Origin of the sequence: Pseudomonas sp. C6002, from assembly GCF_013385805.1 — a bacterium.
GTDB lineage: Bacteria > Pseudomonadota > Gammaproteobacteria > Pseudomonadales > Pseudomonadaceae > Aquipseudomonas.
The window spans coordinates 148399-174566 of sequence record NZ_JACAPH010000018.1 but is presented as its reverse complement, the minus strand read 5'-3'; the positions used below and the strand labels follow the sequence as shown (position 1 = coordinate 174566).

At 59.5% G+C, this 26168-nt stretch carries 29 protein-coding genes; 13 read left to right on the top strand and 16 right to left on the bottom strand.

The annotated features are described in order from the left end of the window. Positions 1 to 404: 404 nt before the first annotated feature. Entirely contained in the window at positions 405 to 527 is a 123-nt protein-coding gene (locus HX817_RS31320) for a PA1414 family protein (RefSeq protein ID WP_003210728.1), read from the bottom strand. A 137-nt stretch (positions 528 to 664) separates the two neighbouring features. Next, positions 665 to 1558, bottom strand: a complete 894-nt coding sequence (locus tag HX817_RS13215; RefSeq protein WP_003210727.1) for a LysR family transcriptional regulator — start codon at positions 1556 to 1558, stop codon at positions 665 to 667. 104 nt (positions 1559 to 1662) lie between these two features. Between HX817_RS13215 and HX817_RS13210 the strand changes: the two genes are divergently transcribed. Continuing rightward, on the top strand, positions 1663 to 2871 hold the full coding sequence (locus HX817_RS13210; RefSeq protein ID WP_177040346.1) for an MFS transporter: 1209 nt from the start codon (positions 1663 to 1665) through the stop codon (positions 2869 to 2871). Here HX817_RS13210 and HX817_RS13205 read toward each other — a convergent pair. The 3 genes from HX817_RS13205 to HX817_RS13195 all read right to left on the bottom strand — a co-directional run bounded on the left by HX817_RS13205 (position 2783) and on the right by HX817_RS13195 (position 5734). Continuing rightward, the gene (locus tag HX817_RS13205) at positions 2783 to 4225 is read right to left on the bottom strand and encodes an NCS1 family nucleobase:cation symporter-1 (protein ID WP_008438164.1); all 1443 of its coding nucleotides are present in this window, start codon (positions 4223 to 4225) and stop codon (positions 2783 to 2785) included. The two genes, HX817_RS13210 and HX817_RS13205, sit on opposite strands and share 89 nt — an antisense overlap. Before the next feature lie 211 nt (positions 4226 to 4436). Further along, positions 4437 to 4844, bottom strand: coding sequence for a DUF2177 family protein (locus HX817_RS13200; protein WP_177040369.1), 408 nt, complete (start codon positions 4842 to 4844; stop codon positions 4437 to 4439). 53 nt (positions 4845 to 4897) lie between these two features. Beyond that, positions 4898 to 5734: a S1 RNA-binding domain-containing protein gene (locus HX817_RS13195; RefSeq protein WP_008438162.1), complete on the bottom strand. Its 837-nt coding sequence runs from the start codon at positions 5732 to 5734 to the stop codon at positions 4898 to 4900. 323 nt (positions 5735 to 6057) lie between these two features. On the opposite strand from HX817_RS13195, the gene HX817_RS13190 reads away from it, so the two are divergent. From HX817_RS13190 to HX817_RS13180, 3 genes are all read left to right on the top strand, one after another. Continuing rightward, positions 6058 to 6237, top strand: a complete 180-nt coding sequence (locus HX817_RS13190) for a hypothetical protein (RefSeq protein WP_003210722.1) — start codon at positions 6058 to 6060, stop codon at positions 6235 to 6237. Positions 6238 to 6445: 208 nt separating this feature from the next. After that, on the top strand, positions 6446 to 7171 hold the full coding sequence (locus tag HX817_RS13185) for a TorF family putative porin (RefSeq protein ID WP_003210721.1): 726 nt from the start codon (positions 6446 to 6448) through the stop codon (positions 7169 to 7171). A gap of 66 nt (positions 7172 to 7237) precedes the next feature. Continuing rightward, on the top strand, positions 7238 to 8104 hold the full coding sequence (locus HX817_RS13180) for a DUF6279 family lipoprotein (RefSeq protein WP_003210720.1): 867 nt from the start codon (positions 7238 to 7240) through the stop codon (positions 8102 to 8104). A 3-nt stretch (positions 8105 to 8107) separates the two neighbouring features. On the opposite strand, the gene HX817_RS13175 is transcribed toward HX817_RS13180, so the two are convergent. Continuing rightward, positions 8108 to 8497 (bottom strand): hypothetical protein, encoded by a 390-nt coding sequence (locus tag HX817_RS13175; RefSeq protein WP_003210719.1) that lies wholly within the window; start codon positions 8495 to 8497, stop codon positions 8108 to 8110. A gap of 154 nt (positions 8498 to 8651) precedes the next feature. On the opposite strand from HX817_RS13175, the gene HX817_RS13170 reads away from it, so the two are divergent. After that, positions 8652 to 8927 (top strand): hypothetical protein, encoded by a 276-nt coding sequence (locus tag HX817_RS13170; RefSeq protein WP_102368338.1) that lies wholly within the window; start codon positions 8652 to 8654, stop codon positions 8925 to 8927. A gap of 46 nt (positions 8928 to 8973) precedes the next feature. Here HX817_RS13170 and HX817_RS13165 read toward each other — a convergent pair whose 3' ends face one another. Further along, positions 8974 to 10320 carry a DEAD/DEAH box helicase gene (locus HX817_RS13165; RefSeq protein WP_063034035.1) on the bottom strand — a complete coding sequence of 449 codons (1347 nt, stop codon included), beginning with the start codon at positions 10318 to 10320 and terminating at the stop codon, positions 8974 to 8976. Between the two features lie 193 nt (positions 10321 to 10513). Here HX817_RS13165 and HX817_RS13160 point away from each other — a divergent pair, with 193 nt between their 5' ends. Then, positions 10514 to 11812, top strand: a complete 1299-nt coding sequence (locus tag HX817_RS13160; protein WP_003210716.1) for a mechanosensitive ion channel family protein — start codon at positions 10514 to 10516, stop codon at positions 11810 to 11812. Positions 11813 to 11862: 50 nt separating this feature from the next. Here the strand turns inward: HX817_RS13160 and HX817_RS13155 are convergent, their stop codons facing one another. Beyond that, positions 11863 to 12507: a hydrolase gene (locus tag HX817_RS13155; protein WP_008437999.1), complete on the bottom strand. Its 645-nt coding sequence runs from the start codon at positions 12505 to 12507 to the stop codon at positions 11863 to 11865. A gap of 153 nt (positions 12508 to 12660) precedes the next feature. Here HX817_RS13155 and HX817_RS13150 point away from each other — a divergent pair, with 153 nt between their 5' ends. Beyond that, positions 12661 to 13566, top strand: a complete 906-nt coding sequence (locus tag HX817_RS13150) for a LysR family transcriptional regulator (RefSeq protein WP_177040345.1) — start codon at positions 12661 to 12663, stop codon at positions 13564 to 13566. Here the strand turns inward: HX817_RS13150 and HX817_RS13145 are convergent. From HX817_RS13145 to HX817_RS13135, 3 genes are all read right to left on the bottom strand, one after another. Next, positions 13511 to 14392, bottom strand: a complete 882-nt coding sequence (locus tag HX817_RS13145; protein WP_177040344.1) for a carboxylate/amino acid/amine transporter — start codon at positions 14390 to 14392, stop codon at positions 13511 to 13513. The two genes, HX817_RS13150 and HX817_RS13145, sit on opposite strands and share 56 nt — an antisense overlap. Before the next feature lie 203 nt (positions 14393 to 14595). Next, positions 14596 to 15195: an FMN-dependent NADH-azoreductase gene (locus HX817_RS13140; RefSeq protein WP_003210712.1), complete on the bottom strand. Its 600-nt coding sequence runs from the start codon at positions 15193 to 15195 to the stop codon at positions 14596 to 14598. 151 nt (positions 15196 to 15346) lie between these two features. Further along, positions 15347 to 15661 (bottom strand): hypothetical protein, encoded by a 315-nt coding sequence (locus HX817_RS13135; protein ID WP_032899698.1) that lies wholly within the window; start codon positions 15659 to 15661, stop codon positions 15347 to 15349. Between the two features lie 49 nt (positions 15662 to 15710). Here HX817_RS13135 and HX817_RS13130 point away from each other — a divergent pair, with 49 nt between their 5' ends. From HX817_RS13130 to aqpZ, 5 genes are all read left to right on the top strand, one after another. Then, positions 15711 to 16634, top strand: a complete 924-nt coding sequence (locus HX817_RS13130) for a LysR family transcriptional regulator (protein ID WP_003210710.1) — start codon at positions 15711 to 15713, stop codon at positions 16632 to 16634. Positions 16635 to 16647: 13 nt separating this feature from the next. Further along, on the top strand, positions 16648 to 17451 hold the full coding sequence (locus tag HX817_RS13125; protein ID WP_008437992.1) for an alpha/beta fold hydrolase: 804 nt from the start codon (positions 16648 to 16650) through the stop codon (positions 17449 to 17451). A gap of 3 nt (positions 17452 to 17454) precedes the next feature. Next, the gene (locus HX817_RS13120; RefSeq protein WP_003210708.1) at positions 17455 to 18018 is read left to right on the top strand and encodes a peptidylprolyl isomerase A; all 564 of its coding nucleotides are present in this window, start codon (positions 17455 to 17457) and stop codon (positions 18016 to 18018) included. 83 nt (positions 18019 to 18101) lie between these two features. Next, the gene (locus HX817_RS13115) at positions 18102 to 19934 is read left to right on the top strand and encodes an ABC transporter ATP-binding protein (RefSeq protein WP_003210707.1); all 1833 of its coding nucleotides are present in this window, start codon (positions 18102 to 18104) and stop codon (positions 19932 to 19934) included. 179 nt (positions 19935 to 20113) lie between these two features. Next, positions 20114 to 20812, top strand: coding sequence for an aquaporin Z (gene aqpZ / locus HX817_RS13110; protein ID WP_087692558.1), 699 nt, complete (start codon positions 20114 to 20116; stop codon positions 20810 to 20812). 11 nt (positions 20813 to 20823) lie between these two features. On the opposite strand, the gene HX817_RS13105 is transcribed toward aqpZ, so the two are convergent. Continuing rightward, positions 20824 to 21948, bottom strand: a complete 1125-nt coding sequence (locus HX817_RS13105; RefSeq protein WP_177022936.1) for a GNAT family N-acetyltransferase — start codon at positions 21946 to 21948, stop codon at positions 20824 to 20826. 39 nt (positions 21949 to 21987) lie between these two features. Between HX817_RS13105 and HX817_RS31315 the strand changes: the two genes are divergently transcribed. Then, a complete protein-coding gene (locus HX817_RS31315; protein ID WP_157222855.1) occupies positions 21988 to 22143 on the top strand; it encodes a hypothetical protein in 156 nt (51 codons plus the stop codon). A 34-nt stretch (positions 22144 to 22177) separates the two neighbouring features. On the opposite strand, the gene HX817_RS13095 is transcribed toward HX817_RS31315, so the two are convergent. The 4 genes from HX817_RS13095 to HX817_RS13080 form a co-directional block, all read right to left on the bottom strand. Beyond that, complete coding sequence (locus tag HX817_RS13095; RefSeq protein ID WP_177040343.1) at positions 22178 to 23512, bottom strand: OprO/OprP family phosphate-selective porin; 1335 nt, start codon at positions 23510 to 23512, stop codon at positions 22178 to 22180. A 339-nt stretch (positions 23513 to 23851) separates the two neighbouring features. Then, entirely contained in the window at positions 23852 to 24085 is a 234-nt protein-coding gene (locus HX817_RS13090; RefSeq protein ID WP_003210701.1) for an anti-sigma factor, read from the bottom strand. Then, positions 24079 to 24693 carry an RNA polymerase sigma factor gene (locus HX817_RS13085; protein WP_008437987.1) on the bottom strand — a complete coding sequence of 205 codons (615 nt, stop codon included), beginning with the start codon at positions 24691 to 24693 and terminating at the stop codon, positions 24079 to 24081. Before HX817_RS13085 ends, HX817_RS13090 begins: the two co-directional genes overlap by 7 nt. Positions 24694 to 24718: 25 nt before the next feature. Further along, complete coding sequence (locus HX817_RS13080; protein WP_003210699.1) at positions 24719 to 25840, bottom strand: beta-ketoacyl-ACP synthase III; 1122 nt, start codon at positions 25838 to 25840, stop codon at positions 24719 to 24721. Positions 25841 to 26168 lie beyond the last annotated feature (328 nt).

Here is a 26168-nt window from a genome sequence, read left to right as displayed (position 1 = left end):
GGAGAGCGCAACTCAATGAAGTTGGGGGCTTGTAAGAACTGCAAACGATACAAATCTTTTCGTGATGAAACTCAACCTACGCCTATCCTAATAATCAAATAAGCCGGTCGACTCTGACAAACAGGTAGTCCAATTCCGATACTTAATGGCAAAACTCGACTGACGCGCACACGTCCGGACTACCAATCGGTATTACCGTGGCATTGTTAAATTAAATATTTGAAGGATTATTCCGAAAGCAGGTGTCTTGAGAAAATCACCAAACCCCGGAAATGAAAACGTCCGGCCAAAGCCAGACGAAGAATTGAAGTACACAGCAACGGGTCATGATCAATCATGACTCCAATACATAGGCAAACCTCCTGGCCGCGCCCAAACAAACATGCTTGAGCGCTTTCCAGGACTTACCTGCGACGCGGGCGACGCTGCTCGTCATCGGTGCGGATTGGCACCGGTTGCAACGGTGGCTCGATCAAGCCGAGTGCGACGCCGAGGTCGTGCAGCCAGTTTTGCAGTTTCTCTTTCATGGTGCCCCCTTGGGGTAATGCCGAGCGGCTGGAATTCTGTGGCCGCTTCCTACAGATAGTAGTCTTAAGTCTTACGTATTGCTTGAACGAAACCACAACGAACTATTACTGAATTGATCAAAATCCTGACGGATCGTTCAAGCAATCGCTCGGGTTTCGGTTTCCGGTAGCACCTTGCCCTCCTGCTGCAGGTCAATCCACGCATTGAGGTTAGCGCCGAGCATGCCCTTGCGCCACATCAACCAGGTGGTGGCGCTGGCAAAAGGCTCGGCCAGCGGATGAATGGACACGCTGTCCTTGCCCGGCAGGCTGTCGAGCATCGATTCCGACATCAACGCCACGCCGGAACCGGCGATTACACAGGCCAGCATGCCCTGGTAGGACTCGATCTCGATGGCCCGGCCCATGGCCACGCGATCGTGGGAAAACCAGGCTTCCAGGCGCGCCCGATAAGAACAACTGCGTCGGAAAGTGAACACCGAACGGCCGGCAACATCCTGCGGCCCACGCACCGGCGGATGATCCGCCTCGCAGATCAGCAGCAGGCGCTCTTCGCACAGCGGCACGCCGTCGAGGGTGGCCAGGGTCAACGGCCCATCCACCAATGCGGCGTCCAGGCGCCCGGTGATCAAGCCTTCCAGCAGTTCACCGCTGGGAGCTGACTGCACCTGCAGGTTCACCATCGGATACGCCTTGTGGTAACGCGCCAGCAGCTTGGGCAAATGAATCGCCGCCGTGCTGTACATGCTGCCGAGCACAAAGTCTCCAGCCGGTTGCCCGCCTTGCACCGCGCCATGGGCTTCGTCATGCAGGGCCAGCAGGCGCGCACTGTAGTCCAGCAGCACTTTGCCTGCAGGAGAAAGCTGCAAGCGCTGGCGCTCGCGCACGAACAGTTCGACGCCCAGTTGTTCTTCCATCTGTTTAAGCCGGGTCGACAGGTTGGACGGCACCCGGTGCAAGCGCTCAGCGGCACGGGTGATGGAGCCTTCCTCGGCCACGGCCTGGAAAATCCGCAATTGACTGAACTCCATCACCATTCTCCAAAACTGAACAAGTTACTCACTATTATTCATTTTTAAAGAAAGTCAATCCGCTTTAGCCTGATGGTCACTCGCTGCTCCCAGGAAAAACCACCATGTCACCGCTGATCCGCTTACTCGCCAGCTTTATCGCCCTGATGATGGCCATGGGCATAGGTCGATTCGCGCTCACCCCGCAAATGCCGCATTTGCTCAGTGAAGGGCAGATCGACCTGACCGGCGCCGGCCTGATTGCGGCGGCCAACTACCTGGGTTATTTCGTCGGTGCGGTGGATTCGATCTTTGCCCGCAGCCATCATCATGTACGCGGGCGTTTGTACGGTGGGCTGTGGCTGTGTGTGCTGCTGACCCTGGCGTCGTACTGGGCCCACGGGTTCTGGCCGCATCTGTTATTGCGCTTTGGTACCGGTGTAGCCAGTGCCTGGGCGCTGGTGATGATTACCAGCCTAAGCCAGCCGCTGGCCATTGCGGCCGGGCGCCCACGCCTGGGTGCGCTGGTATTTGCGGGGCCGGGGCTGGGAATTCTGTTGACCGGGTTGCTGGCGCTGGGCTCCAACCTGTTGGGGCAAGACTCTGCAACCTTGTGGCTGGTGTATGGGGTAGTCGCCCTGGTCATGCTGCTGGCAATCCTGCCGTTCCTGCCCAAGCCTTCCGCTCCCGACTCGCCCGCTGCCAGCCACACCGACGTGGCCAGCAACGGCAGCATCACACACCTGTGCTGGATCTACGTGTTGTATGGCCTTGGCTACATCATCCCGGCGACATTCCTGTCACAGATGGCCAGCGCGCAATTCAAGGGCGCATGGCAAGCAGACCTGTTCTGGCCCTGCTTTGGCCTGGCTGCCGCGATTGGCGTGGTGGCGGCAAGTTTGCGCCGCAAGGACCCGGACACCACCCGTCGCTGGCTGATGACAACCCTTTGGCTGCAAGCGGCCGGCGTGTTTGCCTGCCTGCTGGGCAACGGTTGGGGGCTGGCGCTGGGGGTGTTGCTGTGCGGTGGGCCATTCCTGGCGTGCATGCAACTGGTGATGGCGCGCTTGCGTGAGGTCGCCCCCCACGGCTACCAGCGCAGCACCGGGTTGCTGACCGCCAGCTTTGCGATCGGCCAATTGAGCGGTCCGTTGCTGGCGTCGGTGAGCAGCCACCTCAGCGGTGGCCTGCAACCGGCGCTGGTGGTAGCAGGCGCCGGCTTGTTGGTGGCCGGATCGGTGCTGGTCAGCCGGCAACCATCGACACAGGCGCGCGAACCTGTTCACGCCGCGCCAACACCAGGAAAAACAGCCCACCCAGGAAGCAGCCGGTAAACCAGGCGAAATTGGCCATGCCCTGCAGCGCCGGGGTGAAGGTGATCGCGACGCCTACCAGCGTCGCGGGCACCAGCGCCTTGACCGCCGTCCAGTTCACGCCGCCGTCAAAGTAGTAGCGCCCGCTCGGGCTGTCATCGAACAGCGCATCCACGTCGATCTTCTGTTTTTTGATCAGGTAGAAATCCACCAGCAGAATCCCGAACAACGGCCCGATAAACGCGGCGAGGATATCGAGGGTGTAGTGGATCATCAGCGGGTTGTTGAACAGGTTCCATGGGGTGATGAAGATCGAGGCCACCGCCGCAATCATTCCACCGGCACGCCAGCTGATTTTGCTCGGTGCCACGTTGGCGAAGTCAAAGGCCGGCGAGACGAAGTTGGCCACGATGTTGATGCCGATAGTCGCAGTGACAAAGGCGAACGCCCCCAGCAACACAGCCATGTCATTGTCGATGCGCGAAACGGTGGCAATCGGGTCGTGGAGCATTTCGCCGAACACCGGCAAGGTGCCCGAGACGATCACCACGGTGACCAGGGAGAACGCCAGGAAATTTACTGGCAAGCCCCAGAAATTTCCGCGACGCACGTCTTTCATCGTGCGGCAGTAGCGGCTGAAATCACCGAAGTTCAAGGTCGGCCCGGAAAAGTACGACACCACCAACGCGGTTGCCACGATGATTTGGCCAAACGCCTGCCAGCCTGATAGGGATTTTTCCGCCAGGGTGAAGCTGATATTGGCCCAGCCAGCCTTCCAGACGATCCAGCCTGCCAGGGCAAACATCACCGCATAGACCACAGGCCCCGCCCAGTCGATGAAACGACGGATGGACTCCATGCCCGCCCAGAACACCAGCGCCTGGAGCGTCCACAGGCTGAGGAAACCGAACCAGCCCAGGTACGACAGGCCGGCAAAGTGCGGTTCTGCGTATACCGCCATCTGTGGGAAAAAGCGCAGCACCACGATGATCAATGCACTGGACGCCAGGTATGTCTGGATCCCGTACCAGGCCACTGCGATCAACCCACGAATCACCGCCGGGATATTCGCCCCGAATACCCCAAAGGCCAACCGGCAGATTACCGGGTACGGCACTGCCGCCTGCTGGCTCGGCTTGGCCACCAGGTTGGCGATCAATTGCACAATGCAAATCCCGGCGAGCAAGGCGATCAATACCTGCCAACTGGCCAGCCCCAGGGCGAACAGGCTGGCGGCGAATACGTAGCCGCCGACGCTGTGCACGTCGCTCATCCAGAAGGCGAAGATGTTGTACCAGTTCCATTTTTGCGGCAGCGGTCCCAGGTCCTGGTTGTACAGGCGCGGGCTGTAGCCTTTGGGCAATTGTTCGGTCATCGCAGGGCTCCTCGTAAATACCGGCCTGCCACCCGCGACGGGAGTGCGTACGGGAGGCGACATGGTTTGTATACGAGTTGTTGAGCAGAATGCGTGCCAATGCAATAAAACTCGGCACAATCTCCCGTGGAGCTTGGCTCTTCAGGAGGCGTAGAGACAATTGAACGGTGGTGATTCGCTCAGGGATGGTGCAGGGCAATCCTGTACACAATCAATTGTGCACCCTGCGCGCACATTGATAGCCCACGGTGCAGCAAACGGCAGTCAGGAAGGTGCCCCAGGCGATGTCCATGAAGGCCAAACCGACCGACCAGCCCTGCAGGGTTGCCCAATTGCTCAGGTCATAGGTGCCGTAGGCTACCAATCCCAGGAGTGCACCAAGCCGCGCGGCACGCTGCCAGCCGCCGCTCGCCAACGCAGGCAGGACGACAAGCACCACACAACCGAATACATAGAGGAGATAGAACGCCACGGCTGGGAACAGGCGCGGCTGATCAAGCATCAACGGGCCGAGCAGCGCTTTGTAGGTCGGGCCCATGAGGACACCGAGCCACAGGCCGTCAAGAATCAGAAAGGCAAGCAACGTACCGAGGTAGGCGAAAAGCGTTTTTCTAGACATTGAGGCGGCCTTCTGCAGGAGCAAGCGTGCTCCTACAGAAGAGCAAACCGCGATCAGCTTAGTTCAATGCGATCCGCGTGGATCACAATCTGACCCTGCTTGTAGAGGGCGCCGATGGCCTTCTTGAAGTTGCCTTTGCTGACACCGAACAAACTGCTGATCAGTGCCGGGTCGCTTTTATCGCTGACCGGCAAGGTGCCGTTGTTGTCGCGCAACTTGGCGAGGATCTTCGAGTTCAGGCTGGAGGCCGCTTCTTCACCCACAGGCTGCAGACTCAGGCTGATATTGCCGTCGGCGCGAATTTCCTTGATGAAGCCTTTCTCTTCCTTGCCCGGGCGCAGGAACTTGAACACTTCGTTCTTGTGGATCAGGCCCCAGTGCTTGTTGTTGATGATGGCCTTGAAGCCCATGTCGGTGGCTTCGGCCACCAGCAAGTCAACTTCCTGGCCGACCTTGTAGGTGGCCGGAGTCTTGTCCAGGTAGCGGTCAAGGCGCGCGGTGGCAGTGATGCGCTTGGTGTGTTTGTCGAGGTAGACGTGTACCACGCAATACTCACCGGCGGTCAGCTGGCGCTTTTCTTCGGAATAAGGCAGCAGCAGGTCCTTGGGCAGGCCCCAATCGAGGAATACACCGATACTGTTGACTTCAACCACTTTCAGACTGGCAAATTCACCCACCTGTACTTTTGGTTTTTCGGTGGTCGCGATAAGTTTGTCATCGCTGTCCAGATAAATGAAAACGTTGAGCCAGTCTTCATCTTCACTGGGAATATCTTTGGGGATATATCGGTTGGGCAAGAGGATTTCGCCCTCTTGATCACCATCCAGGTACAAACCAAAGTTAGTGTGTTTAACCACTTGCAAGCTGTTGTAGCGCCCGACTAAAGCCATCTCAAATACCCTCATTGCGTGGGCGGCATTCTACCCGAGTTGACGACGGCGGTCCCGCGTACCGGCGTACAGGCCTGAAAAATCATGGGTTTGCCGAGAAGCGCCCCGCTCGTCAGGTCATCGGGCTGAGTCCGGCCAGTACCCACGGCCGGATTTCCTCGAGGGATTCGAGTTAAAACAGCAAGTTAGGTGAGTATTTCACTTAATAATACAGGCGATTCATAAACCCTGCGTATATTTCAGGGGGATATTTGCCAAGCAATTGTCAAGCATTTCATGTACGATGCATGGCCAAGTTAATTCTCTACAGGTTAGTGGCCGCCATGCGCGTAAAAGCATCCAACAGCAAAGCAAAGCCAGCTCCCGCCGTTGAAACCAGCGAATCGATCAACAGCCAAATTGCTGCATTCCTCAAGCAGGGCGGCGAAATCCAGCAGATTGCCAAAGGCGTAAGCGGCCAGACTTTCGGCCCGTCCAAGCAGATCACCCTGGGTAAAAAGTAAGACTCGCGCATTACACCTGGTCCCTATGCGCTTTGCCTTTCAAGGCGCTAGGACTAGAGCCCGCACTACCCCCTGATACACCCCTTTATTACGCCAATCGACGAACGGGCCTCATCTGCGAACCATCGCCGGTATGCTTGCACACGTCTAGATCGGGCATTTGCCTGATATTCCCCGTTACTGCTCCTCGCTTTTCATGGAGTGAAGCATGCTCAAATCCTGCATATTCCTGGCCGGTGCCCTGTTGGCCAGCCCCCTCGCCGAAGCGCAGGTTTTCCAGCGTGAATTGGGTGATTTCGACCTGAAATTGGGCACGACACCCAGCCGAAGCATGGCTCAAGGCCTGGTAAAGCCCACGGCGCCCGGGAGCGACTCGTTCCATGGCGGCCTGGACCTGAGCCACGGCAGCGGCCTGTACCTCGGCCAATTCTCACCGAGCATGGGCATTTCCCCGACCAGCAACCTGGAAGTCGACTCCTACCTGGGTTTCAAACGCCCCTTCGACCAGACCCTGGGTTATGAACTGGGGATGATTCACTACAGCTATCCCAAGCTGAGCCCCCTCGACAGCCAGGAGTTCTACGGCGGCCTGACCTTGCTGGGCAATCGCTTCGGCGCCTCCTTCAGCAACGACCCGGACCGGCAGGACAGCACCCTGTTCGCCGACCTCGGCGGCACCAAGCCGTTCGGCATCGGCGTCAGCATGAAATACACCACCCACCAGCTCGGCACCCCGGTCTCGGTGGCCGATGGCAGCTCGATCCGCAGCTTCAGCGACTGGTCGGTACAATTTTCCAGGCCATGGATGGGCGTCGACCTGAACCTGATCTACAGCGACTCCAGCCTCAGCGGCGGCGATTGCTCGGCCTACTCCGGACACAACTCGCAATGCGACGGGCTGTTGACCCTGAAGGCCGAGCGGGCGTTTTATTGATGGGCTGAACTGTCGCTGCCCTGACGGGTTCAGATGCAATACTCTCGTCTGCGCAAGGACTCGCTCATGCTGCGTCGGTTAAAATTTCTGGTGATGTTGCTGACCCTCAGCCTGGTGCTTGCCGGCTGCAATCGGGTGGGCCTGGCCTATCGCAATCTGGATGTGATCATCCCCTGGACCCTCAGCGACTACCTGGAAATGAACGCCGGGCAGAAGAGCTGGTTCAACGACACACTCAAGGAACACCTGGCCTGGCATTGCACCACACAATTGCCGGGCTACCTGGACTGGCTCGATCGCCTGCAACAGATGGTCGACACCAACCAGGTGACCGACGCCGCCCTGCAAACCCGTACCGCCGAAGCCAAACAAGCTATTGCCGAGAGCGCCCGGGCGATCACGCCGTCCGCCGTCGAGCTACTGCAGGGGCTGGACGATCAGCAAGTACAGGATATGGAGCAAGCGTTCGCCAAGGACCTGCGCAAGCGTCAGGACGAATACCTGAAACCGCCCCTCGAGCAGCAGATCAAGGAACGCGCCGAGCGCATGAACAAGCGCCTCGATGCGTGGCTCGGGCCGTTAAGTGCCAGCCAGCAGAATCGCGTCACCGCCTGGTCGATCGCCTTGGGTGAGCAGAACCAACAATGGATTGGCAACCGCGCCCACTGGCAAACACTATTTATCGCAGCCGTCAAAGACCGCCACAGCAGCGATTTCCCACAGAAGATCGAGCAACTGCTGGTGAATCGCGAAAGCCTGTGGACTCCTGAATATCGCCAGGCCTACGCCCAGACCGAAGCCGCTGCCCGCAGCCTGATCGTCGACCTGATGGCGGAAAGCACCGTGCAACAACGCCAGAAGCTGACACAAAAGATCGACAAGGTGCGCAGCGACTTCAAGGCCCTTAAATGCCTGAAGGCTGGCACCCCATAGTCATCAGGCAATCTGTGGTTTGGAAGCCAGTTCATCAAACGTCGCCGGATCCAGAGCATCCGCCTGCTCGTCCAGCACCTGACGCGGGTGATTATCACCGGGGATACAGCTGTCGATCAGGCTCAGCAACTGTGAGCCGCGCTGGGTCAATTTGAAGTTCTCACCATTGCCGCACTCTTCCTCTGACCGCGACTCAATAAAGCCGTGCTTGAACAACAACGCCTCGTAATCCGCCGCGAGCTTTTTAAATTCATCGAGATTACCGATGGGCTCTCCGGCGGCGGCCCTTTTAGTCGCTTCTTCCTCGGCGTATTTGCGTGGGGCGAAGCTGGCGCCACCGTTCTGTACCTCATGCAGCAGTCGTTCGATCAAATCCCAATCGTAAGTCGTCATCCTGATTCCTCCTGAAGGCACACGAAATAGGCCCTTCAAAGGTGTGACATGCCGGACCCGTCGTCCGTTCAGCCTAGCGGACGGACGCGATTTCGCTGAACTTTTCAGTGCTCACGGCCCTCAACCGTTCATCACCGCCATGGAGGTCCGAATCATGAAAACCCTGCTGAATATGGCCGTCGCCGCCACGCTGCTTGCCGCCCTGCCCGCCTGGGCCTGCACGCCGGAAGAAGCCACCGCCAAACGTGAGCAACTGGCCAAGAAGGTGACCGAGCTCACCCAACAGAATCCAGAGAAGGCCAAGGAGATCAACGAAGAACTGCAGAACATGAAGCTGGAAACCGCCAGCGCAGACCTGCCCGACAAGTGCCAACTGATCGACCAGCGCCTCACGGAACTCAATGAGGCGACCGACAAAACTAAAAACTGAGGCGAAAAAAAACCGGACATTGTCCGGTTTTTTTATGGCTCAAGCCTTACTCGGCAGCCGGTGCTTCCGGCTTGCGGCGCTTCAGAGGCGCCATGCCGTCCTTGCTGACCAACGACAGGTTGTCGGTCTTTGGACGGTTGGCAATCTTGCGCTTGGTCGGCGACTTGGCACCGGCCTTCTTCTTGTCGCCCTTGGCGTCGACCTTTTTCTTCTTCACGCCAACGGCCTTGCCCGATGCCTTGACCTTCTTCGGCCCGCCGTAGGTGCCTTTGACTTCCTTGATGGTGCGGCGCTCGAACGACTGCTTCAAGTAGCGCTCGATGCTCGACATCAGGTTCCAGTCGCCATGGCAGATCAGCGAGATCGCCAGGCCATCGTTGCCGGCACGCCCGGTACGACCGATACGGTGCACGTATTCGTCGCCGCTGCGGGGCATATCAAAGTTGATCACCATGTCCAGGCCATCCACGTCCAGGCCGCGGGCGGCAACGTCGGTGGCGACCAGGATCTTCACGCCGCCTTGCTTGAGGCGGTCGATGGCCAGCTTGCGGTCCTTCTGGTCTTTCTCACCGTGCAGGACGAACGCCTTGTACTCCTGAGCCACCAGGCGACCGTAGATGCGGTCGGCCATGGCCCGGGTGTTGGTGAACACGATAGCCTTCTGATAGGTCTCGTTGGCCAGCAACCAGTTGAGGATCTGCTCTTTGTGCACGTTGTGGTCAGCAGTGATGATCTGCTGACGGGTGGTCGAGTTCAGGTCGCTGACGTTGTTGACCTGCAGGTGCTCAGGGTTGTTCAGGACCTTGGCGACCATGTCGCGCAGGGTCGAACCACCGGTGGTGGCCGAGAACAGCATGGTCTGCTGGCGGTTGACGCACTCTTGCACCAGGCGCTGCACGTCGTCGGCAAAGCCCATGTCGAGCATGCGGTCGGCTTCGTCGAGCACCAGCACTTCAACTTCCTTGAGGTCCAGGTTGCCGGCGTTCAGTTGTTCGATCATCCGGCCCGGGGTGCCGATCAGGATGTCCGGCACCTTGCGCAGCATGGCGGCCTGGACCTTGAAGTCTTCGCCGCCGGTGATCAGGCCGGACTTGATGAAAGTGAACTGCGAGAAGCGCTCCACTTCCTTCAGGGTCTGTTGGGCCAGTTCGCGGGTCGGCAGCAGGATCAGGGTCTTGATGCTGACACGAACTTTCGCCGGGCCGATCAGACGGTTAAGAATCGGCAGGACGAAAGCGGCGGTCTTGCCACTCCCGGTTTGAGCCGTCACCCGCAGGTCACGCCCTTCGAGCGCGAGCGGGATGGCCGCTGCTTGCACAGGCGTTGGCTCGACAAATTTAAGCTCGGCCACGGCTTTGAGCAGGCGTTCGTGCAGGGCGAATTGGGAAAACACGGGTGCTACCTCGAAGAAATACAAAAAAACAGCTGCATAGGGTAACGGTTTCGGGCGCCGAGGCCGAGTTTCTTTACGCGAACTGGGTTAATCAGGCGCTTTTTTGTCAGGGGATTTGTCCACAACCACAACTTTGACGTACTTAAATGCTCTAATCGGCCCGTCACGTCTTACAGAAGAATCGCGTTTACCCATGGATATCAAACAGCTCTGGCTCAACGTCAAAGACCTTTGGGGCACCCTCGACGAACACCCGCTGCTGCATTCCAGCCTCGCGCTGATGGTGTTGCTGGTAGTGGCATTGCTGCTCGGACGAGTGGCCCGCTACCTCATCCTGCACGCCGTCAAGCTGCTGGGCCGGCAACCCGCGCTGCACTGGCTCAATGACCTGCGGCACAACAAAGTCTTCCATCGCCTGGCGCAGATGACGCCGTCACTGGTGATCCAGTTCGGCCTGTACCTGGTGCCGGACCTGAGCAAGACCGCCACCCTGTTCATCGGCAATGTCGCCCTGGCGTTCACCATTCTGTTCATGGTGCTGGCGATCAGTGCACTGCTCAACGCCCTGCTGGACATCTATGCCCGCACCGAACACGCCCGCACCCGCTCGATCAAGGGCTATGTGCAGTTGGCGAAGATGGTGCTGTTCGTGTTTGGCGCCATCATCATCGTCGCCACGTTGATCGACCGCTCGCCACTGCTGCTGCTTTCCGGTCTGGGTGCAATGTCGGCGGTGATTCTGTTGGTCTACAAGGACACCCTGCTGTCGTTCGTCGCCAGTGTGCAACTGACCAGCAACGACATGCTGCGGGTCGGCGACTGGATCGAAATGCCCCAGGTCGGCGCCGACGGTGACGTGGTCGACATCACCCTGCACACCGTCAAAGTGCAGAACTTCGACAAGACCATCGTCTCGATTCCCACCTGGCGCCTGATGTCCGAGTCGTTCAAGAACTGGCGCGGCATGCAGGCCTCCGGTGGCCGGCGGATCAAGCGCAGCCTGTATATCGACGCCAGCGGCGTGCGTTTCATCCGCGACGACGAAGAGCTGAAGCTCACCCAGGTACACCTGCTGACCGACTACATGAGCCGCAAGAAGGCCGAGCTCAAGGCCTGGAACGAAGCCCAGGGCAATGTCGCGGCGATGTCCGCCAACCGCCGACGCATGACCAATATCGGCACCTTCCGCGCGTATGCCCTGGCCTATCTGAAAAGCCATCCGGAGATCCAGCCGAACATGACCTGCATGGTGCGGCAGATGCAGACCACCGCCCAGGGCATTCCGCTGGAGATCTACTGCTTCACCCGCACCACCGCGTGGGCCGACTACGAGCGGATCCAGGGCGATATCTTCGACTACCTGCTGGCGGTGCTGCCGGAATTTGGTTTGAGCCTGTACCAGCAGCCGAGCGGCGGTGACTTGCGGGCGGGGATGTTGCCGGCGGTGCTGGGGGCCAGTCACCTGCCCCCGGCGGAAAAGGCAGTGATGTAACAACAAAAAACGGCACAACCCGAGTTGTGCCGTTTTTTTTGCGTTGGACCTTACTTGACCTGACGCTGCGGCGCGCCGTGAACCATGGTGTAGGCGTAATCCACGCCCATGCCGTAAGCGCCGCTGTGCTCCTGGACCAGGCCCATCACCGCGTCGTAGGTTTCCTTGTGAGCCCAGTCACGCTGGTATTCCAACAGCACTTGCTGCCAGGTGACCGGTACCGCGCCCGCCTGAATCATCCGTTGCACCGACATGTCATGCGCTTCTTTGCTGGTGCCGCCGGAGGCGTCGGTGACGATGTACACCTCGTAGCCTTCGGCCAGGGCTTCCAGGGCCGGGAAGTTCAGGCACACCTCGGTCCACAGGGCCGCCATGATCAGCTTCTTGCGCCCGGTGGCCTTCACCGCAGCCACCAGCGCCTTGTCTTCCCAGGAGTTCATCGAGGTGCGCTCGATCGGCTGCTGGTCCGGGAACACGTCCAGCAGTTCCGGCCAGATGTAGCCGCTGAAGCTCTTGGTCTCAACCGAGGTCAGGATGGTCGGCACGTTGAAGATCTTCGCCGCCTTGGCCAGCGCCACCGTGTTGTTCTTCAGGGTCTGGCGATCGATCGACTGCACGCCAAAGGCCATCTGCGGCTGGTGGTCGATCAGGATCAGGGTGGAGTTGGCTGGGTTGAGCAATTCGCGAATAGACATGGTGACTTCCTTTTAATGGTTTCGATTCGGTAAGGGGTGCGTTCAGCGCCGCTGTGAAGCTTGGCTGGCGGCTTGGAAGTAACTTTATGGGATGGATAAAATCGAGACAATTACCTAAAATAGAGAATCATTGATTCTAAAAAAGGGACAATCATGGACCGTATCGAATGCATGCGGGCGTTTGTCGTCACGGTCGGCGAGAACGGCTTCGCGGCCGCCGCGCGAGCCATGGACGTACCGCGCTCAAAAGTCAGCAAACAGATTCAGGCGCTGGAAGAAGCCATAGGCGTGCAACTGCTTCAGCGCACCACCCGCAGCCTGCATTTGACGGAGGCCGGGGCCGAGTATTTTGAAGCGGCGCGTGAAGTACTGGCCGCCCTGGACGAGGCCGAACAGCGAGCCAGAGACGGCATCGGGGAGTTACGGGGCGTGTTGCGGGTCAATGCGCCGATGTCGTTCGGGCTGCATCGCCTGGGGCGGTTGATTCCGCTGTTCCATGAACAGCATCCGCATATCGAACTGCAACTGGTGCTCAGCGACCAGCAGGTGGACCCGGTACGCGGTGGTTTCGACGTGACCATCCGCATCGCCAGCATGCCCGACTCAACGATGATCGCCCGCCAGTTGGCACCTGCGCCACGGATCATGGTGGCTGCGCCAGCCTACCTGGCACGCGCGGGCACACCGCAGACCCCGCAAGACCTGCGCCACCACCAGTGCCTCAATTATGGGTATCTGCAAAGCGGCGTCAGCCTGCAATTGAGCAAGGGCCAGGAAACCCAGCGGGTCAACGTTACCGGCCCTCTGCACGCCAACAACGGCGACCTGCTGGCCCAGGCGGCAGAGGCCGGGATGGGCATCGCGCTGTTGCCGGACTTTATCGTCGAAGACGCCCTGAGCGCCGGGCGCCTGGTGCCGGTGCTCTGCGAATGGCAGGCGCCGGCAATCACCATCAATGCGGTTTATTCGTCAGCGCGACGCGTGCCGCAAAAGACCCGCGCATTCATTGATTTTTTGCTGACGCAATTGGCGCCGACGACCGCAGGCCCAGCCGGCTGATCCACACCGCCCCGAGAATCACCAACCCGCCCAGCAGCAACCTGCCCAACGGTTCATGCTGATTCCAGATCAGCAAGTTCAGCAACAACCCCACCGGCACATGCAGGTTGTTCATCACCGCCAATGTGCCACCGTTGACCAGGCAAGCGCCCTTGTTCCACCAGTACATGCCCAGTGCCGTGCTGACCAGCCCGAGGAATACCAGCACGCCCCACTGCAACGGCGCTTCCGGCAGGTAGTTGGCCTTGCCGAACATCAGGAACGCCGGCAACGCCACCGCCAACGCGCCGAGGTAGAAGTAGCCAAAGCGCCGGTAATGCGGCAGATCGCTCGGATGACGGGCCACCAGATGCTTATAAAGCACCTGCCCGGCGGCGTAGGTGAAGTTGGCCAGTTGCAGCAGCAGGAAGCCCATGAAGAAGTTCGGGGTGATCTGGTCGAAGCGAATCACCGCTGCCCCCGCCACCGCCACCAGTGCGGCCACCAGCGCCCACGGGTTGAAGCGGCGGTTCAGGGCGTCTTCGATCAAGGTCACGTGCAACGGTGTCAGGATGGTGAACAGCAACACCTCCGGCACCGTCAGTACGCGAAAGCTCAGGTACAGGCACACGTAGGTCACGCCGAACTGCAGTGCGCCGATCAACAGCATGCCGCGCATGAACGCCGGCTTCACCGAGCGCCAGCGGGTCAGCGGGATAAACACCAGCCCGGCCAACAGTACACGCACCAGCACCGCGAAATAACTGTCGACGTGACCGGCCAGGTATTCGCCGATCAAGCTGAAGGAAAACGCCTGGATCAGCGTCACAACAAGTAGATAGCCCATGCTCGCCTCATTTTGAATGGGCGCGACATTAGCGGTTTTCCGCGCGTTACGAAACTCAAGGCAAAAAAAACCCGACCTCGCTAAAAGCGTCAGTCGGGCGGGAGCACTCAGGAGCAAAAAGTGCAAAGGGAGGTTCGATACGCGTACTTGAAGGGTTGCGTGGAGCTATCTAAACAGCGGGCGATTATCTGACGATTAACATCTCACGCCACTTGGGCCAACAACGCCTTGGCCTGGTTCAAACCCTTCTCCTGGAAATCACCGCCCAGGTTCACCCCTTCGGCATGAATGAACGTGACGTCATGGATGCCGATAAAGCCCATGACCTGACGCAGGTACGGTTCCTGGTGGTCGGTGCTGCCACCGGCGTGGATGCCGCCGCGGGCGGTCAGCACAAAGGCACGCTTGTCGGTCAACAGGCCCTGGGGGCCGGTGGCGGTGTACTTGAAGGTCACACCGGCACGCAGCACATGGTCGAGCCAGGCTTTGAGGGTGCTGGGAATCGCGAAGTTGTACATCGGCGCGGCCATCACCAACACATCGGCGGCCAGCAACTCATCGGTCAGTTCGTTGGAACGGTCCAGGGAGGCCTGTTCAACCGTGCTGCGCTGCTCGGCAGGTTTCATCCAGCCGCCCAACAGATTGGCATCCAGGTGCGGAACCGGGTTGATGGCGAGGTCTCGTACGGTGATCTGATCAGCCGGATGGGCGACTTTCCATTGGCTGATGAATTGTTGGGTCAGCTGGCGGGAGATTGAGTCCTGCTGACGGGCGCTGCTTTCGATGATCAGAACACGGGCCATGATTATGTAAGCTCCATCGGTGAATGCTGTAAGGCGATGGAGTAAAGGTTAGACAGGGTCCGTTCGATTAAAAAGCGTAAAAAACTGCTATAACCCATCTAGAAATTTGTTTATAAGCGGAGTATTGCTGTACGCAAGCTCCGCTTTTGCCTTATTTCGGTGCGCATGTCAGCTGGATACGCATCTTGATGATGGCACGGCTGAAATTGGCCGTGGTGTTGGTGGTTTTCCCTGCCGCGACCGTGACCTTGCGCGTACGCGGGGCTTCCGGACCATTGGTAAAGCGTACCTTGCACTCCGCGTCATTGGGGCCGTAGTTGGTGAGTTGGATCGAACTGATATTGCTGTCGACGTCTGACGCGCTGTAATCGATCTTCACGCCCTGAATGTCTTTCGTCACATCGGTACTGAATGCAAACGCACTCAACGGCAGCAACGCCAGCAGCACACAACAGAATTTTCTCATTCGGCAGTCTCCAATAAGGACCGCCAGCTTAGGACAAGAGGAGCTCATCTTGAAAGCGCCCCGCGTTACCCTTGATCAATGGCGCACCTTGCAAGCCGTGGTCGACCATGGCGGCTTCGCCCAGGCGGCCGAAGCGCTGCACCGCTCGCAATCCTCGGTGAGCTACACCGTGGCCCGCATGCAGGATCAGCTCGGCGTGCCGCTGCTGCGCATTGACGGGCGCAAGGCCGTGCTCACCGAAGCCGGTGAAGTGCTGCTGCGCCGCTCCCGGCAACTGGTGAAAAACGCCAGCCAACTGGAAGACCTGGCCCACCATATGGAACAAGGCTGGGAAGCCGAGGTGCGGCTGGTGGTCGATGCCGCTTACCCCAACGCCCGCCTGGTGCGCGCCCTCACTGCCTTTATGCCGCAAAGCCGTGGCTGCCGGGTGCGTTTGCGCGAAGAGGTGTTGTCCGGCGTCGAAGAGCTGTTGATGGACGGCATGGCCGACCTCGCCATCAGCGGGTTCATCATTCCCGGTTACCTCGGTACGGAAATGAGCGACGTCGAATTTGTCGCCGTGGCCCACCCCGAACATCCGCTGCATCAATTGCACCGCGAACTGAGCTTCCAGGATCTGGAAAGCCACATGCAGGTGGTGATCCGCGACTCCGGCCGCCAGCAGCCACGGGACGTCGGCTGGCTCGGCGCCGAGCAGCGCTGGACCGTCGGCAGCCTGCCCACCGCCGCCACCTTCGTCAGCAGCGGCCTGGGCTTCGCCTGGCTGCCGCGACACTTGATCGAACGCGAACTCAAGGAAGGCCTGCTCAAGCTACTGCCCCTGGAACGGGGTGGCAGCCGCAACCCGACCTTCTATCTTTACTCGAACAAGGACAAACCCCTGGGCCCGGCCACGCAGATTCTCGTCGAGTTGCTGCGCACCTTCGACACTGCACCACTGGACGCGCCATTCGCCGCACCGCAGCAAGCCTGAACAAGGAGTTCACGTGGCCTATTTCGAACATGAAGGTTGCACCCTGCATTACGAGGAATATGGCCACGGCGCGCCGCTGATCCTGATCCACGGCCTGGGCTCCAGTTGCCTGGACTGGGAACTGCAAGTGCCCGTGCTGTCCCAACACTATCGCCTGGTGGTGGTGGATGTGCGCGGTCACGGCCGCTCCGACAAACCCCGTGAGCGCTACAGCATCGCCGGCTTCACCGCCGACCTGGTGGCCTTGATCGAACACCTGCATTTGCCGCCGGCCCACGTGGTCGGCCTGTCCATGGGTGGCATGATCGCCTTTCAACTGGCAGTGGATGAGCCGCAAATGCTCAAGAGCCTGTGCATCGTCAACAGTGCGCCCCAGGTCAAGGTTCGCAGCGCCAGCGACTATTGGCAGTGGGCCAAGCGCTGGAGCCTGGCGCGCATCCTCAGCCTGACCACCATCGGCAAAGCCCTGGGCAGCCTGCTGTTTCCCAAGCCCGAACAGGCCGAACTGCGGCGCAAGATGGCCGAACGCTGGGCAAAAAACGACAAACGTGCTTACCTCGCCAGCTTCGATGCGATTGTTGGCTGGGGCGTACAGGAACAACTTTCGAAAATATCCTGTCCAACCCTGGTCATCAGCGCCGACCACGACTACACCCCCGTGGCGCAGAAAGAAATCTATGTAAAACTGCTGCCCGATGCGCGGCTGGTGGTGATCGAGGATTCCCGCCATGCCACGCCGCTGGACCAACCCGAACGCTTCAACAACACCCTGCTCGATTTTCTCAAGACAGTCGAAACCACAACCCAGGATCACTGACCCATGCTGAAAAAAATCGCCTTCTTTGCCGGTTCCGTACTGTTCGCTGCCAACCTGATGGCGGCCGAACCCGCCAAGGCACCCCACGTCTTGATCACCACCACCAATGGCGACATCGAGATCGAACTGGACCCGGTCAAGGCCCCGATCAGTACCAAGAACTTCCTGGCCTATGTCGACAAGGGCTTCTACACCAACACCATTTTTCACCGGGTAATCCCGGGCTTCATGGTGCAGGGCGGTGGTTTTACCCAGCAAATGTCGCAAAAGCCGACCGAAGCACCGATCAAGAACGAAGCCAGCAACGGCCTGCATAACGTGCGCGGCACCCTGTCGATGGCGCGTACCAACGACCCGAACTCCGCCACCAGCCAATTCTTCATCAACGTTGCGGACAATGCCTTCCTCGACCCGGGCCGTGATGCCGGTTACGCGGTGTTCGCCAAAGTGGTCAAGGGCATGGACGTGGTCGACATCATCGTCAACTCGCAGACCACCACCAAACAGGGCATGCAGAACGTGCCAATCGATCCTGTCCTGATCAAGTCGGCCAAGCGCATCGACTGAAGGCTACAGGGAGTTTCGCGCGGGGCCCGCAAGGCGTCGCGCGCATTTGAACAGGAGAGCCCGCCGCGCGGGCGTCAGACCTAATGCTCTATCGTCGTTTTGAACAACTGATCGACATCTTCCGCGAACCTCCCAGCGCGGCCCCTCCAGACAAAGTCCTACCCTTCTACGTCTATTACCTGCGCCAGGTATGGCCAAGCTTTGCCGCCTTGCTGGTGGTGGGCCTGATCGGCGCGCTGATCGAAGTGGCGCTGTTCAGCTACCTGAGCCGCATCATCGACCTGGCCCAGGGCACGCCGCCCGCCAACTTCTTCCAGATCCACGCCACCGAGCTGATCTGGATGGCCGTGGTCGCCCTGCTGTTGCGCCCGATCTTCGGCGCCCTGCATGACCTGCTGGTGCACCAGACCATCAGCCCCGGCATGACCAGCCTGATCCGCTGGCAAAACCACAGCTATGTGCTCAAACAGAGTCTGAACTTCTTCCAGAACGATTTCGCCGGGCGCATTGCCCAGCGCATCATGCAAACCGGCAACTCCCTGCGCGACTCCGCAGTGGCCGCCGTGGACGCGATCTGGCACGTGGCGATCTACGCCATCAGCGCCCTGGTGCTGTTCGCCGAAGCCGACTGGCGCCTGATGATCCCGCTGATCACCTGGATCGTCGCCTACAGCCTGGCCCTGCGGTACTTCGTGCCACGGGTCAAGGAGCGCTCGGTCATCTCCTCCGAGGCACGCTCAAAACTGATGGGGCGGATCGTCGACGGCTACACCAACATCACCACCTTGAAGCTGTTCGCTCATACCAATTTCGAGCAGAACTACGCCAGGGAAGCCATTGTCGAGCAGACCGAGAAAACCCAGTTGGCCAGCCGCGTCGTGACCAGCATGGACATCGTGATTACCACCATGAACGGCCTGCTGATTGTCACCACCACCGGCCTTGCCCTGTGGCTGTGGACCCAATCCCTGATTTCGGTGGGCGCCATCGCCCTGGCCACCGGCCTGGTGATTCGTATCGTCAACATGTCCGGCTGGATCATGTGGGTGGTCAACGGCATTTTCGAAAACATCGGCATGGTCCAGGACGGCCTGAAAACCATCGCCCAGCCGCTGGCAGTGACCGACCGGGAAAATGCCCCGCGCCTGGAAGTGCCCCATGGCGAGGTGCGGTTCGATCAGGTGGATTTCCACTACGGCAAGAAGAGCGGGATCATCAGCGGCTTGAACCTGGCGATTAAACCGGGTGAAAAGATCGGCCTGATCGGTCCGTCCGGCGCGGGCAAATCCACCCTGGTCAACCTGCTGTTGCGCCTGTACGACCTGCAAGGCGGCCGTATCCTGATCGACGGCCAGAACATCGCCGACGTCGCCCAGGAAACCCTGCGCGAACAGATCGGCATGATCACCCAGGACACCTCGCTGCTGCACCGTTCGATCCGCGACAACTTGCTGTATGGCAAGCCGGACGCCACCGACGAAGAGCTTTGGGCCGCCGTGCACAAGGCCCGCGCCGACGAGTTCATCCCATTGCTGTCGGACGCCGAGGGCCGCACCGGCCTCGACGCCCACGTAGGCGAACGCGGGGTGAAACTCTCCGGCGGGCAACGCCAGCGCATCGCCATCGCGCGAGTGCTGCTCAAGGATGCGCCAATCCTGATCATGGACGAAGCCACCTCGGCGCTGGATTCGGAAGTCGAAGCGGCGATCCAGGAAAGCCTGGAAACCCTGATGCAGGGCAAGACAGTGATCGCCATCGCCCACCGGCTGTCCACCATTGCCAGAATGGACAGGCTGGTGGTGCTGGAAAAAGGCCAGATCGCCGAGACCGGCAGCCATGCCGAATTGCTCGCACACGGCGGTTTGTATGCGCGATTGTGGCAACACCAGACCGGTGGCTTCGTCGGAATAGACTGATTCCGTTGGTTAACTGCAACCTCAATTCCGAACAATTCTGACAGTTTTCTCTATCCCGCTGGTCTTGCGACACAATCCTGCTGTACTCCAATCAGGCCCCAGGAGGGCCCTGATTTAAGGCAGCAGGGATGCATCACAGACCCGTTAATCAGATAGAGCAATCTATTAAGGATGTGTTCATGTCACTGTTCAAACGTTCCGTTACGGAAGGACTGGGTACGTTTTGGCTGGTGTTGGGTGGCTGCGGCAGTGCGGTACTGGCCGCATCGTCCCCGGTCGGGATCGGTGTGCTCGGTGTGGCCCTGGCGTTCGGGCTCACGGTGCTGACCATGGCATTTGCCATCGGGCACATCAGCGGTTGTCACCTGAACCCTGCAGTGTCGGTGGGGCTGGTAGTGGGCGGAAGATTTCCGGCCAGGGAGTTACCGGCGTACATCGTGTCCCAGGTAATCGGCGGCGTCGTTGCCGCTGCATTGTTGTACTTCATAGCCAGCGGCAAGCCGGGGTTCGAACTGGCTTCGGGCCTGGCCAGCAACGGCTACGGCGAGCATTCGCCTGGTGGTTATTCGATGGCAGCGGGGTTTGTGTGCGAGTTGGTGATGACGGCCATGTTCGTGCTGATCATCCTCGGCGCCACCGACCGTCGTGTGCCGACGGGCTTCGCGCCCATTGCCATTGGCCTGGCGCTGACGCTGATCCACCTGATCTCGATCCCGGTCACCAACACCTCGGTCAACCCGGCCCGCAGTACCGGCCCGGCGCTGATTGTCGGCGGTTGGGCGCTGCAGCAGTTGTGGATGTTCTGGCTGGCGCCGATCCTCGGTGCAGTGGTCGGCGGCATTACCTATCGATGGCTCGGCACGGAAAAAACCGCCTGAGCCAGACAGGTTCAGCCCTGCCGATAAGGCAGGGCTGCCCTCGCCTCCTCGGCATATGCCAGGATCCCCACGCTTTCGCGCTCCAGGAAATCCGCCACGGCGGTCTTCAATCCCGGGTGTCGCAGGTAATGCCAGGAGTGCGTGATCACCGGCTCAAACCCGCGAATCAACTTGTGCTCGCCCTGGGCGCCGGCGTCGAAACGCTGCAGGCCATGGGCAATCGCGTAATCCATGCCTTGGTAGAAGCAAGTCTCGAAATGCAGCCGGTCGAACTCGGCCAGGCAGCCCCAGTAACGCCCATAAAAGCTGTCGCCGCCGATCAGGCTGAAGGCCATGGCCACCGGCCGTGAACCTTGCTTGGCCAGCACCACGCGAATCGCCTCGGGCATGCGCTCGGCCAGCAGGCTGAAAAAATTCCGGGACAGGTAGGGCGATTGTCGGCGTATGGCGTAGGTATTGGCGTAACAGGCGTAGACAAAATCCCACTGTGCCTCGCTCAACTCATGGCCTTGCAGCCACTCGAAATCGATGCCCTGCCCCGCCACTTGCTCGCGCTCCTTGCGCATCTGTTTGCGCTTGCGCGAACTCAGCGCGTCGAGAAAGTCCTGGAAGTCGCGGTAGCCGCGGTTTTGCCAATGAAACTGGCAGCCCAGGCGTTGCAGCCAACCCGGCTGCCGGGCCAGTGCGGTGTCTGCGAGGGCGTCGGTAAAGTTGATATGGGCGCTGGAAAGGCCTTCGATTTCCAGGTAACCGGGCAGGCTTTTAAGCAATTCGAAACCGTCCTCGGCGCTGGCGGCCAACAGGCGCGGGCCGCTGACCGGGCTGAAGGGCACGGCCGTCAGCAATTTCGGGTAGTAGTCGATGCCCGCCCGCTCGCAGGCATCGGCCCAACCGTGGTCGAACACGTACTCGCCATAGGAATGCCATTTGCGATAGCTGGGCAACGCGGCAATCAGCCGTCCACCTTCATAATGCAGCAAATGCTCGGGCTGCCAGCCGGAGTGCGGGCCGATGCTGGCGCTGTCTTCCAGGGCACTGAGGAACGCATGGCGCAGAAACGGCTGATCGACGGGGACCAACGCGTTCCATTCATCGGGCGCAATCTCGGACAGGTTATTCAAACGTTGTAACGGCATCCCATTCCCCGACGGTCACGGCTTTGTGTAGGAGCGAGCGTGCTCGCGATGATCGTTAACGACAACGCGACCATTCTGACAGAACGCGGTGATCTCGGGTTCTTCGCGAGCAAGCTCGCGCCTACAGGACACGGCGCAAAAAAAAGCCCCGCCAAACGGCGGGGCAAACCAAATGAGGAGCGCTTTGACGGATGAGGAAAGAGCGCTTTGGAGCGGTATTACAGGTTGCCTAGAACACGTATTGCACGCGGGCCACGATGGCGTCGCCGCTGTCGTCGCCATTGGCGTTCTGGATCTTGTCAGTGCTGACCTTGAGGTAGTTGGCAGACACCTTCACCGCTTCGTTGGCGTACCAGTTGACACCGATGGTGTTCAGGCTTGCCTTGGCGTCACCCACTTCACGGGTCGCGCTGTTACGCACTACGTTTTTGTCGTCAACGCTGATGTTGTCGTAGCGGTAGAACACTTCCCACGCACCGAACTGCTTGTTCTGCGGCTTGATGGTGTCGAACTTGGCGCCGTCGAGTTTGTAGACCCGGGACTCGCCGGTCAGCGTGTAGGCCACCTGGCCGTAGAAACCCGTGACCTTCACATCCTGATAAGCGCTGCTGTCGGCCTTCATCTTGCGGTTCAGGTATTCGGCCTGCAGGGACAGCGGACCGCGGGCGAAGGCAAATTCGCCGCCGAACACCGTGTCGGTGTCGTAGGCGTCGTTCGCGGTCAGGTTGCCGGAGTCCAGCCCTACACCGCCGCCGAAGGTCGCACGGTTGCCGTTGGCCCCGGCATCGTTACCGCCGTTGGTGGCAACGCCACGAGCGTCCAGGCGAGGACGGATCCGCGAGTCGAACGAGGTGTCCTTCAGGTCACGCACCGCCACGTCCACACCCAGGTGCAAGACGTTGCCGCTGTCGTGCATCGGCGCAAACACGGCACGGCCGTTGAACTGCTTCACGCCTTTGCCGTCCTTGTCGTTGATGTCCTTGGACGACACGCTGGAGGACAGGTAGGCCATGTCAGCCACCACGGCGCTGACCTGCAGGCCCATGCCGTTCTCGTGGGAGTTGATCCAGTCGGCGACTTCATAACCGAGGTTACGCTCGATGGCGGTCACCCATTTGGAACTGGTGGCTTTTTCCAGGCCGAAGTCCTGGTCGAAACGACCCGCGCGGATCACCACTGGCTTGAAGCCTACGTACGAGAAGGACGCTTCGTCGAAGTAGCCATCATCGGCATTGCCGGAGTTGTGGGAAAAGTCGTAGTTGATCTGGTATTTCCAGTCCTTGTACACCGTGCCGCCCAATTCGAGGTAGGCACGTCGGAAGTATGTGGCGTCAGCCGAGTTGCCATTCTTGGTGTAAAAGCCATCAAACGTGCCGTAATCGGCCTGCAAACGACCACCCAGCTTGAAGCTGAAATTCTGGTCGGTGGTTGCAACCTCAAGGCCGCCCTTGGTTTTGACAACGATATCGGCGCCGTCAGTTGTGACAGTACCGGCGAAAGCCTGGGCGGTGACAGCCAGGGCCAAGGCGCTGGCCGCGAAACCGGCGAAGTGCTTGCGGATCATCGAAGAATTCCCCTAATTGATGGTCTTGTGCATTGGTAAAACACGCGGTTTAGAGCCGCTGGTGTTGGGGGGCGATCTTGGCGAGGGGATATTTCAGCTGGGTTGCCGGAACATAAAGATTTTGTTACTTGGGAACTTTTTAATAGCCATTCGAAATAAGCCAGAGTCTACGGAAATCAAGGCTACAGCCCTGAAAACTGGTGAAAATGGCAGATGATACAAAATGTAAAAACATCTGATAAAAATGAAATATTTTTCATCTTGGTTGTTTTTTGAGCAAAAAAAAGCCCGCATCTTTTGTCGATGCGGGCTTCGTTTAAGTGTGAAAAGTGATGGATATTATTGGTCGCGGGAGCGCTCGGCGGCCAGGCGTTCGGCCAACGCATCAACATCGGCGATAGGCGGCTCGGGCAGGATCTTCAGCGTCGCCTGCATCAAGCGCATCTGCCGGATAAAGCGCCGGCAGTTGGGGCAGAACATCAGGTGATGGCGCACCAGCAGGCGCTCGCGAAAGGTCAGTTGCCCATCGAGATAGTCACTGGAACGTGCCACTTGTTCCTTACAGGTCAACATTCGCCGGTTTCCTCAAAATGCTCCACCGTGGCGAAGACTTTAAGCCGTGCTCGATGCAACAGCACACGAACATTGGAGAGCGATAGCGTCAGAAGATTACAAATCTCCTCCAACTCCAGCCCCTGGCGCTCACGCAGCAGCAGTACGCTGCTTTGCAGTTCGGAAAGACTGGCCAGCGTGTGCTCCAGGCAATTACGCAGTTCGTCTTCGGTAAGCAGCGCTTCGGGAGTGTCCTGATGCCAGGCAAACGGCGCGACCGCCCAGTGGCCATCGTCGGGCACAAAGCGATCATCACCGATGGTGCCATGGGGCGCCGGCAAGTCATCGAGCAGTACTTCCCGGCGGTTCTGCTTGTAGCGGCCCTTTGCCGAGTTGGCCGTGATGGTCAGCAGCCAGGTCTTGAGGCTGGAACGCCCCTCGAACTTCGCCAGGTTACGCACCACCGACAGCCAAGCGTCCTGCACCACCTCATCGGCATGGCGCTGGCCAACGATGGCATAGGCCACGGCACGCATCGCGCTCTGGTAGGTGGTGACCAACTCCTTGTAGGCCCGCTGCTCACCCTTGAGCAATCGTTCAAGCAGGTGCGCGTCGTCCGCTGCTGCCATTCAAGACCTCGATTTCAAAACATGATCAGCGTTTGCGCAGGATCACGCTACCAATCGAATACCCTGCGCCAAACGAGCTAAGCACAGCCACAGCGCCCTTGGGCAAGTCGTCCTGGTAGGTGTGGAACGCAATCACCGAACCCGCCGAACTGGTGTTGGCGTAAGTATCGAGGATCACCGGCGCCTCTTCCACAGAAGCCTCGCGGCCCAGCAGTTTCTTCACGATCAGGTGATTCATGCTGAGGTTGGCCTGGTGCAGCCAGAAACGCTTCACATCGCCAACATTCAGCTGGTTTTCCGACAGGTGCTTGCCGATCAACTCGGCGACCATCGGGCAGACATCACGGAAGACCTTGCGGCCTTCCTGCACGAACAGCTTGTCCGGGGCACCAATCCCCTCTTCCGCCGCGCGGTTGAGGAAGCCGAAGTTATTGCGGATGTTGTTGGAGAACTTGGTCAGCAACTTGGTGCTCACCACGTCGAACTGATGCTCGGAAGTGGCCAGGTCGGCCCGCTCCAGGATCACGGCGGTAGCCGCATCGCCAAAGATGAAATGGCTGTCGCGGTCGCGGAAATTCAGGTGGCCGGTGCAGATCTCCGGGTTGACCATCAGGATCGCCCGCGCCTGGCCCAGCTGGATGCTGTTGGCGGCGTTCTGGATACCGAAGGTCGCCGAGGAACACGCCACGTTCATGTCAAAGCCAAAACCCTGGATACCCAGCGCTTCCTGGACTTCGATGGCAATCGCCGGGTACGCCCGCTGCAGGTTGGAACAGGCGACGATCACACCGTCGATATCGGCGGCGGTCTTGCCGGCGCGCTGCAAGGCTTGCTCGGCAGCACTGACGGCCATCTGGCAGAGGATCGACCATTCGTCGTTGGAGCGCTCGGGCAGGCGTGGCGCCATGCGTTGCGGGTCGAGAATGCCGGCCTTGTCCATGACAAAGCGGCTCTTGATGCCCGAGGCCTTCTCGATAAAGGCGGCGCTGGATTCGGTCAGGGCCTCCACGTCACCGCGTTCAATGGCGGCGGCGTTATCCAGGTTGAACTGTTGCACGTAAGCATTGAAAGACTGCACCAGCTCTTCGTTGGAGATGCTGTTGGCCGGGGTGTACAGGCCTGTGCCGCTGATGACGACGTTATGCACGGTCGTTCCTCTAAATCTGTTCAGGCAGAAGGGTATTGGTACCGTCGTACCAAACCGTAAGTAGTTTTATGCCGCCCAGCGGCCTTCAAACTGGAAACGCTTTATTCCATCGCGCCACGGCTGCACCAGCCCAACTCGACGATCCCGGCATTTATAACCGCGAAGTTTGCCACAACATCGGACACTTGGCGCCTATCCCGCGCAAACACCTTCCCTGTGGCGAGCGAGCTTGCTCGCGCTGGATCGCGAAGCGGCCCCAATAAAGTGACCCGGGTGTTTCAGAGAGACCTTATGGGGCTGCTTCGCAGCCCAGCGCGAGCAAGCTCGC

What these genes read in the sequence shown, in the direction of transcription:
- HX817_RS13150 (WP_177040345.1), top strand. Translation starts at nt 12,661, where the DNA reads ATGGACCGTATCGAATGCATGCGGGCGTTTGTCGTCACGGTCGGCGAG.
- HX817_RS13210 (WP_177040346.1), top strand. Translation starts at nt 1,663, where the DNA reads ATGTCACCGCTGATCCGCTTACTCGCCAGCTTTATCGCCCTGATGATG.
- HX817_RS13160 (WP_003210716.1), top strand. Translation starts at nt 10,514, where the DNA reads ATGGATATCAAACAGCTCTGGCTCAACGTCAAAGACCTTTGGGGCACC.
- HX817_RS13200 (WP_177040369.1), bottom strand. Translation starts at nt 4,844, where the DNA reads ATGTCTAGAAAAACGCTTTTCGCCTACCTCGGTACGTTGCTTGCCTTT.
- HX817_RS13135 (WP_032899698.1), bottom strand. Translation starts at nt 15,661, where the DNA reads ATGAGAAAATTCTGTTGTGTGCTGCTGGCGTTGCTGCCGTTGAGTGCG.
- HX817_RS13170 (WP_102368338.1), top strand. Translation starts at nt 8,652, where the DNA reads ATGAAAACCCTGCTGAATATGGCCGTCGCCGCCACGCTGCTTGCCGCC.
- HX817_RS13120 (WP_003210708.1), top strand. Translation starts at nt 17,455, where the DNA reads ATGCTGAAAAAAATCGCCTTCTTTGCCGGTTCCGTACTGTTCGCTGCC.
- HX817_RS13185 (WP_003210721.1), top strand. Translation starts at nt 6,446, where the DNA reads ATGCTCAAATCCTGCATATTCCTGGCCGGTGCCCTGTTGGCCAGCCCC.
- HX817_RS13085 (WP_008437987.1), bottom strand. Translation starts at nt 24,693, where the DNA reads ATGGCAGCAGCGGACGACGCGCACCTGCTTGAACGATTGCTCAAGGGT.
- HX817_RS13155 (WP_008437999.1), bottom strand. Translation starts at nt 12,507, where the DNA reads ATGTCTATTCGCGAATTGCTCAACCCAGCCAACTCCACCCTGATCCTG.
- HX817_RS13205 (WP_008438164.1), bottom strand. Translation starts at nt 4,225, where the DNA reads ATGACCGAACAATTGCCCAAAGGCTACAGCCCGCGCCTGTACAACCAG.
- HX817_RS13215 (WP_003210727.1), bottom strand. Translation starts at nt 1,558, where the DNA reads ATGGAGTTCAGTCAATTGCGGATTTTCCAGGCCGTGGCCGAGGAAGGC.
- HX817_RS13115 (WP_003210707.1), top strand. Translation starts at nt 18,102, where the DNA reads ATGCTCTATCGTCGTTTTGAACAACTGATCGACATCTTCCGCGAACCT.
- HX817_RS13145 (WP_177040344.1), bottom strand. Translation starts at nt 14,392, where the DNA reads ATGGGCTATCTACTTGTTGTGACGCTGATCCAGGCGTTTTCCTTCAGC.
- HX817_RS13095 (WP_177040343.1), bottom strand. Translation starts at nt 23,512, where the DNA reads ATGATCCGCAAGCACTTCGCCGGTTTCGCGGCCAGCGCCTTGGCCCTG.
- HX817_RS13090 (WP_003210701.1), bottom strand. Translation starts at nt 24,085, where the DNA reads ATGTTGACCTGTAAGGAACAAGTGGCACGTTCCAGTGACTATCTCGAT.
- HX817_RS31320 (WP_003210728.1), bottom strand. Translation starts at nt 527, where the DNA reads ATGAAAGAGAAACTGCAAAACTGGCTGCACGACCTCGGCGTCGCACTC.
- HX817_RS13180 (WP_003210720.1), top strand. Translation starts at nt 7,238, where the DNA reads ATGCTGCGTCGGTTAAAATTTCTGGTGATGTTGCTGACCCTCAGCCTG.
- HX817_RS13190 (WP_003210722.1), top strand. Translation starts at nt 6,058, where the DNA reads ATGCGCGTAAAAGCATCCAACAGCAAAGCAAAGCCAGCTCCCGCCGTT.
- HX817_RS13195 (WP_008438162.1), bottom strand. Translation starts at nt 5,734, where the DNA reads ATGGCTTTAGTCGGGCGCTACAACAGCTTGCAAGTGGTTAAACACACT.
- HX817_RS13105 (WP_177022936.1), bottom strand. Translation starts at nt 21,948, where the DNA reads ATGCCGTTACAACGTTTGAATAACCTGTCCGAGATTGCGCCCGATGAA.
- aqpZ (WP_087692558.1), top strand. Translation starts at nt 20,114, where the DNA reads ATGTCACTGTTCAAACGTTCCGTTACGGAAGGACTGGGTACGTTTTGG.
- HX817_RS13175 (WP_003210719.1), bottom strand. Translation starts at nt 8,497, where the DNA reads ATGACGACTTACGATTGGGATTTGATCGAACGACTGCTGCATGAGGTA.
- HX817_RS13140 (WP_003210712.1), bottom strand. Translation starts at nt 15,195, where the DNA reads ATGGCCCGTGTTCTGATCATCGAAAGCAGCGCCCGTCAGCAGGACTCA.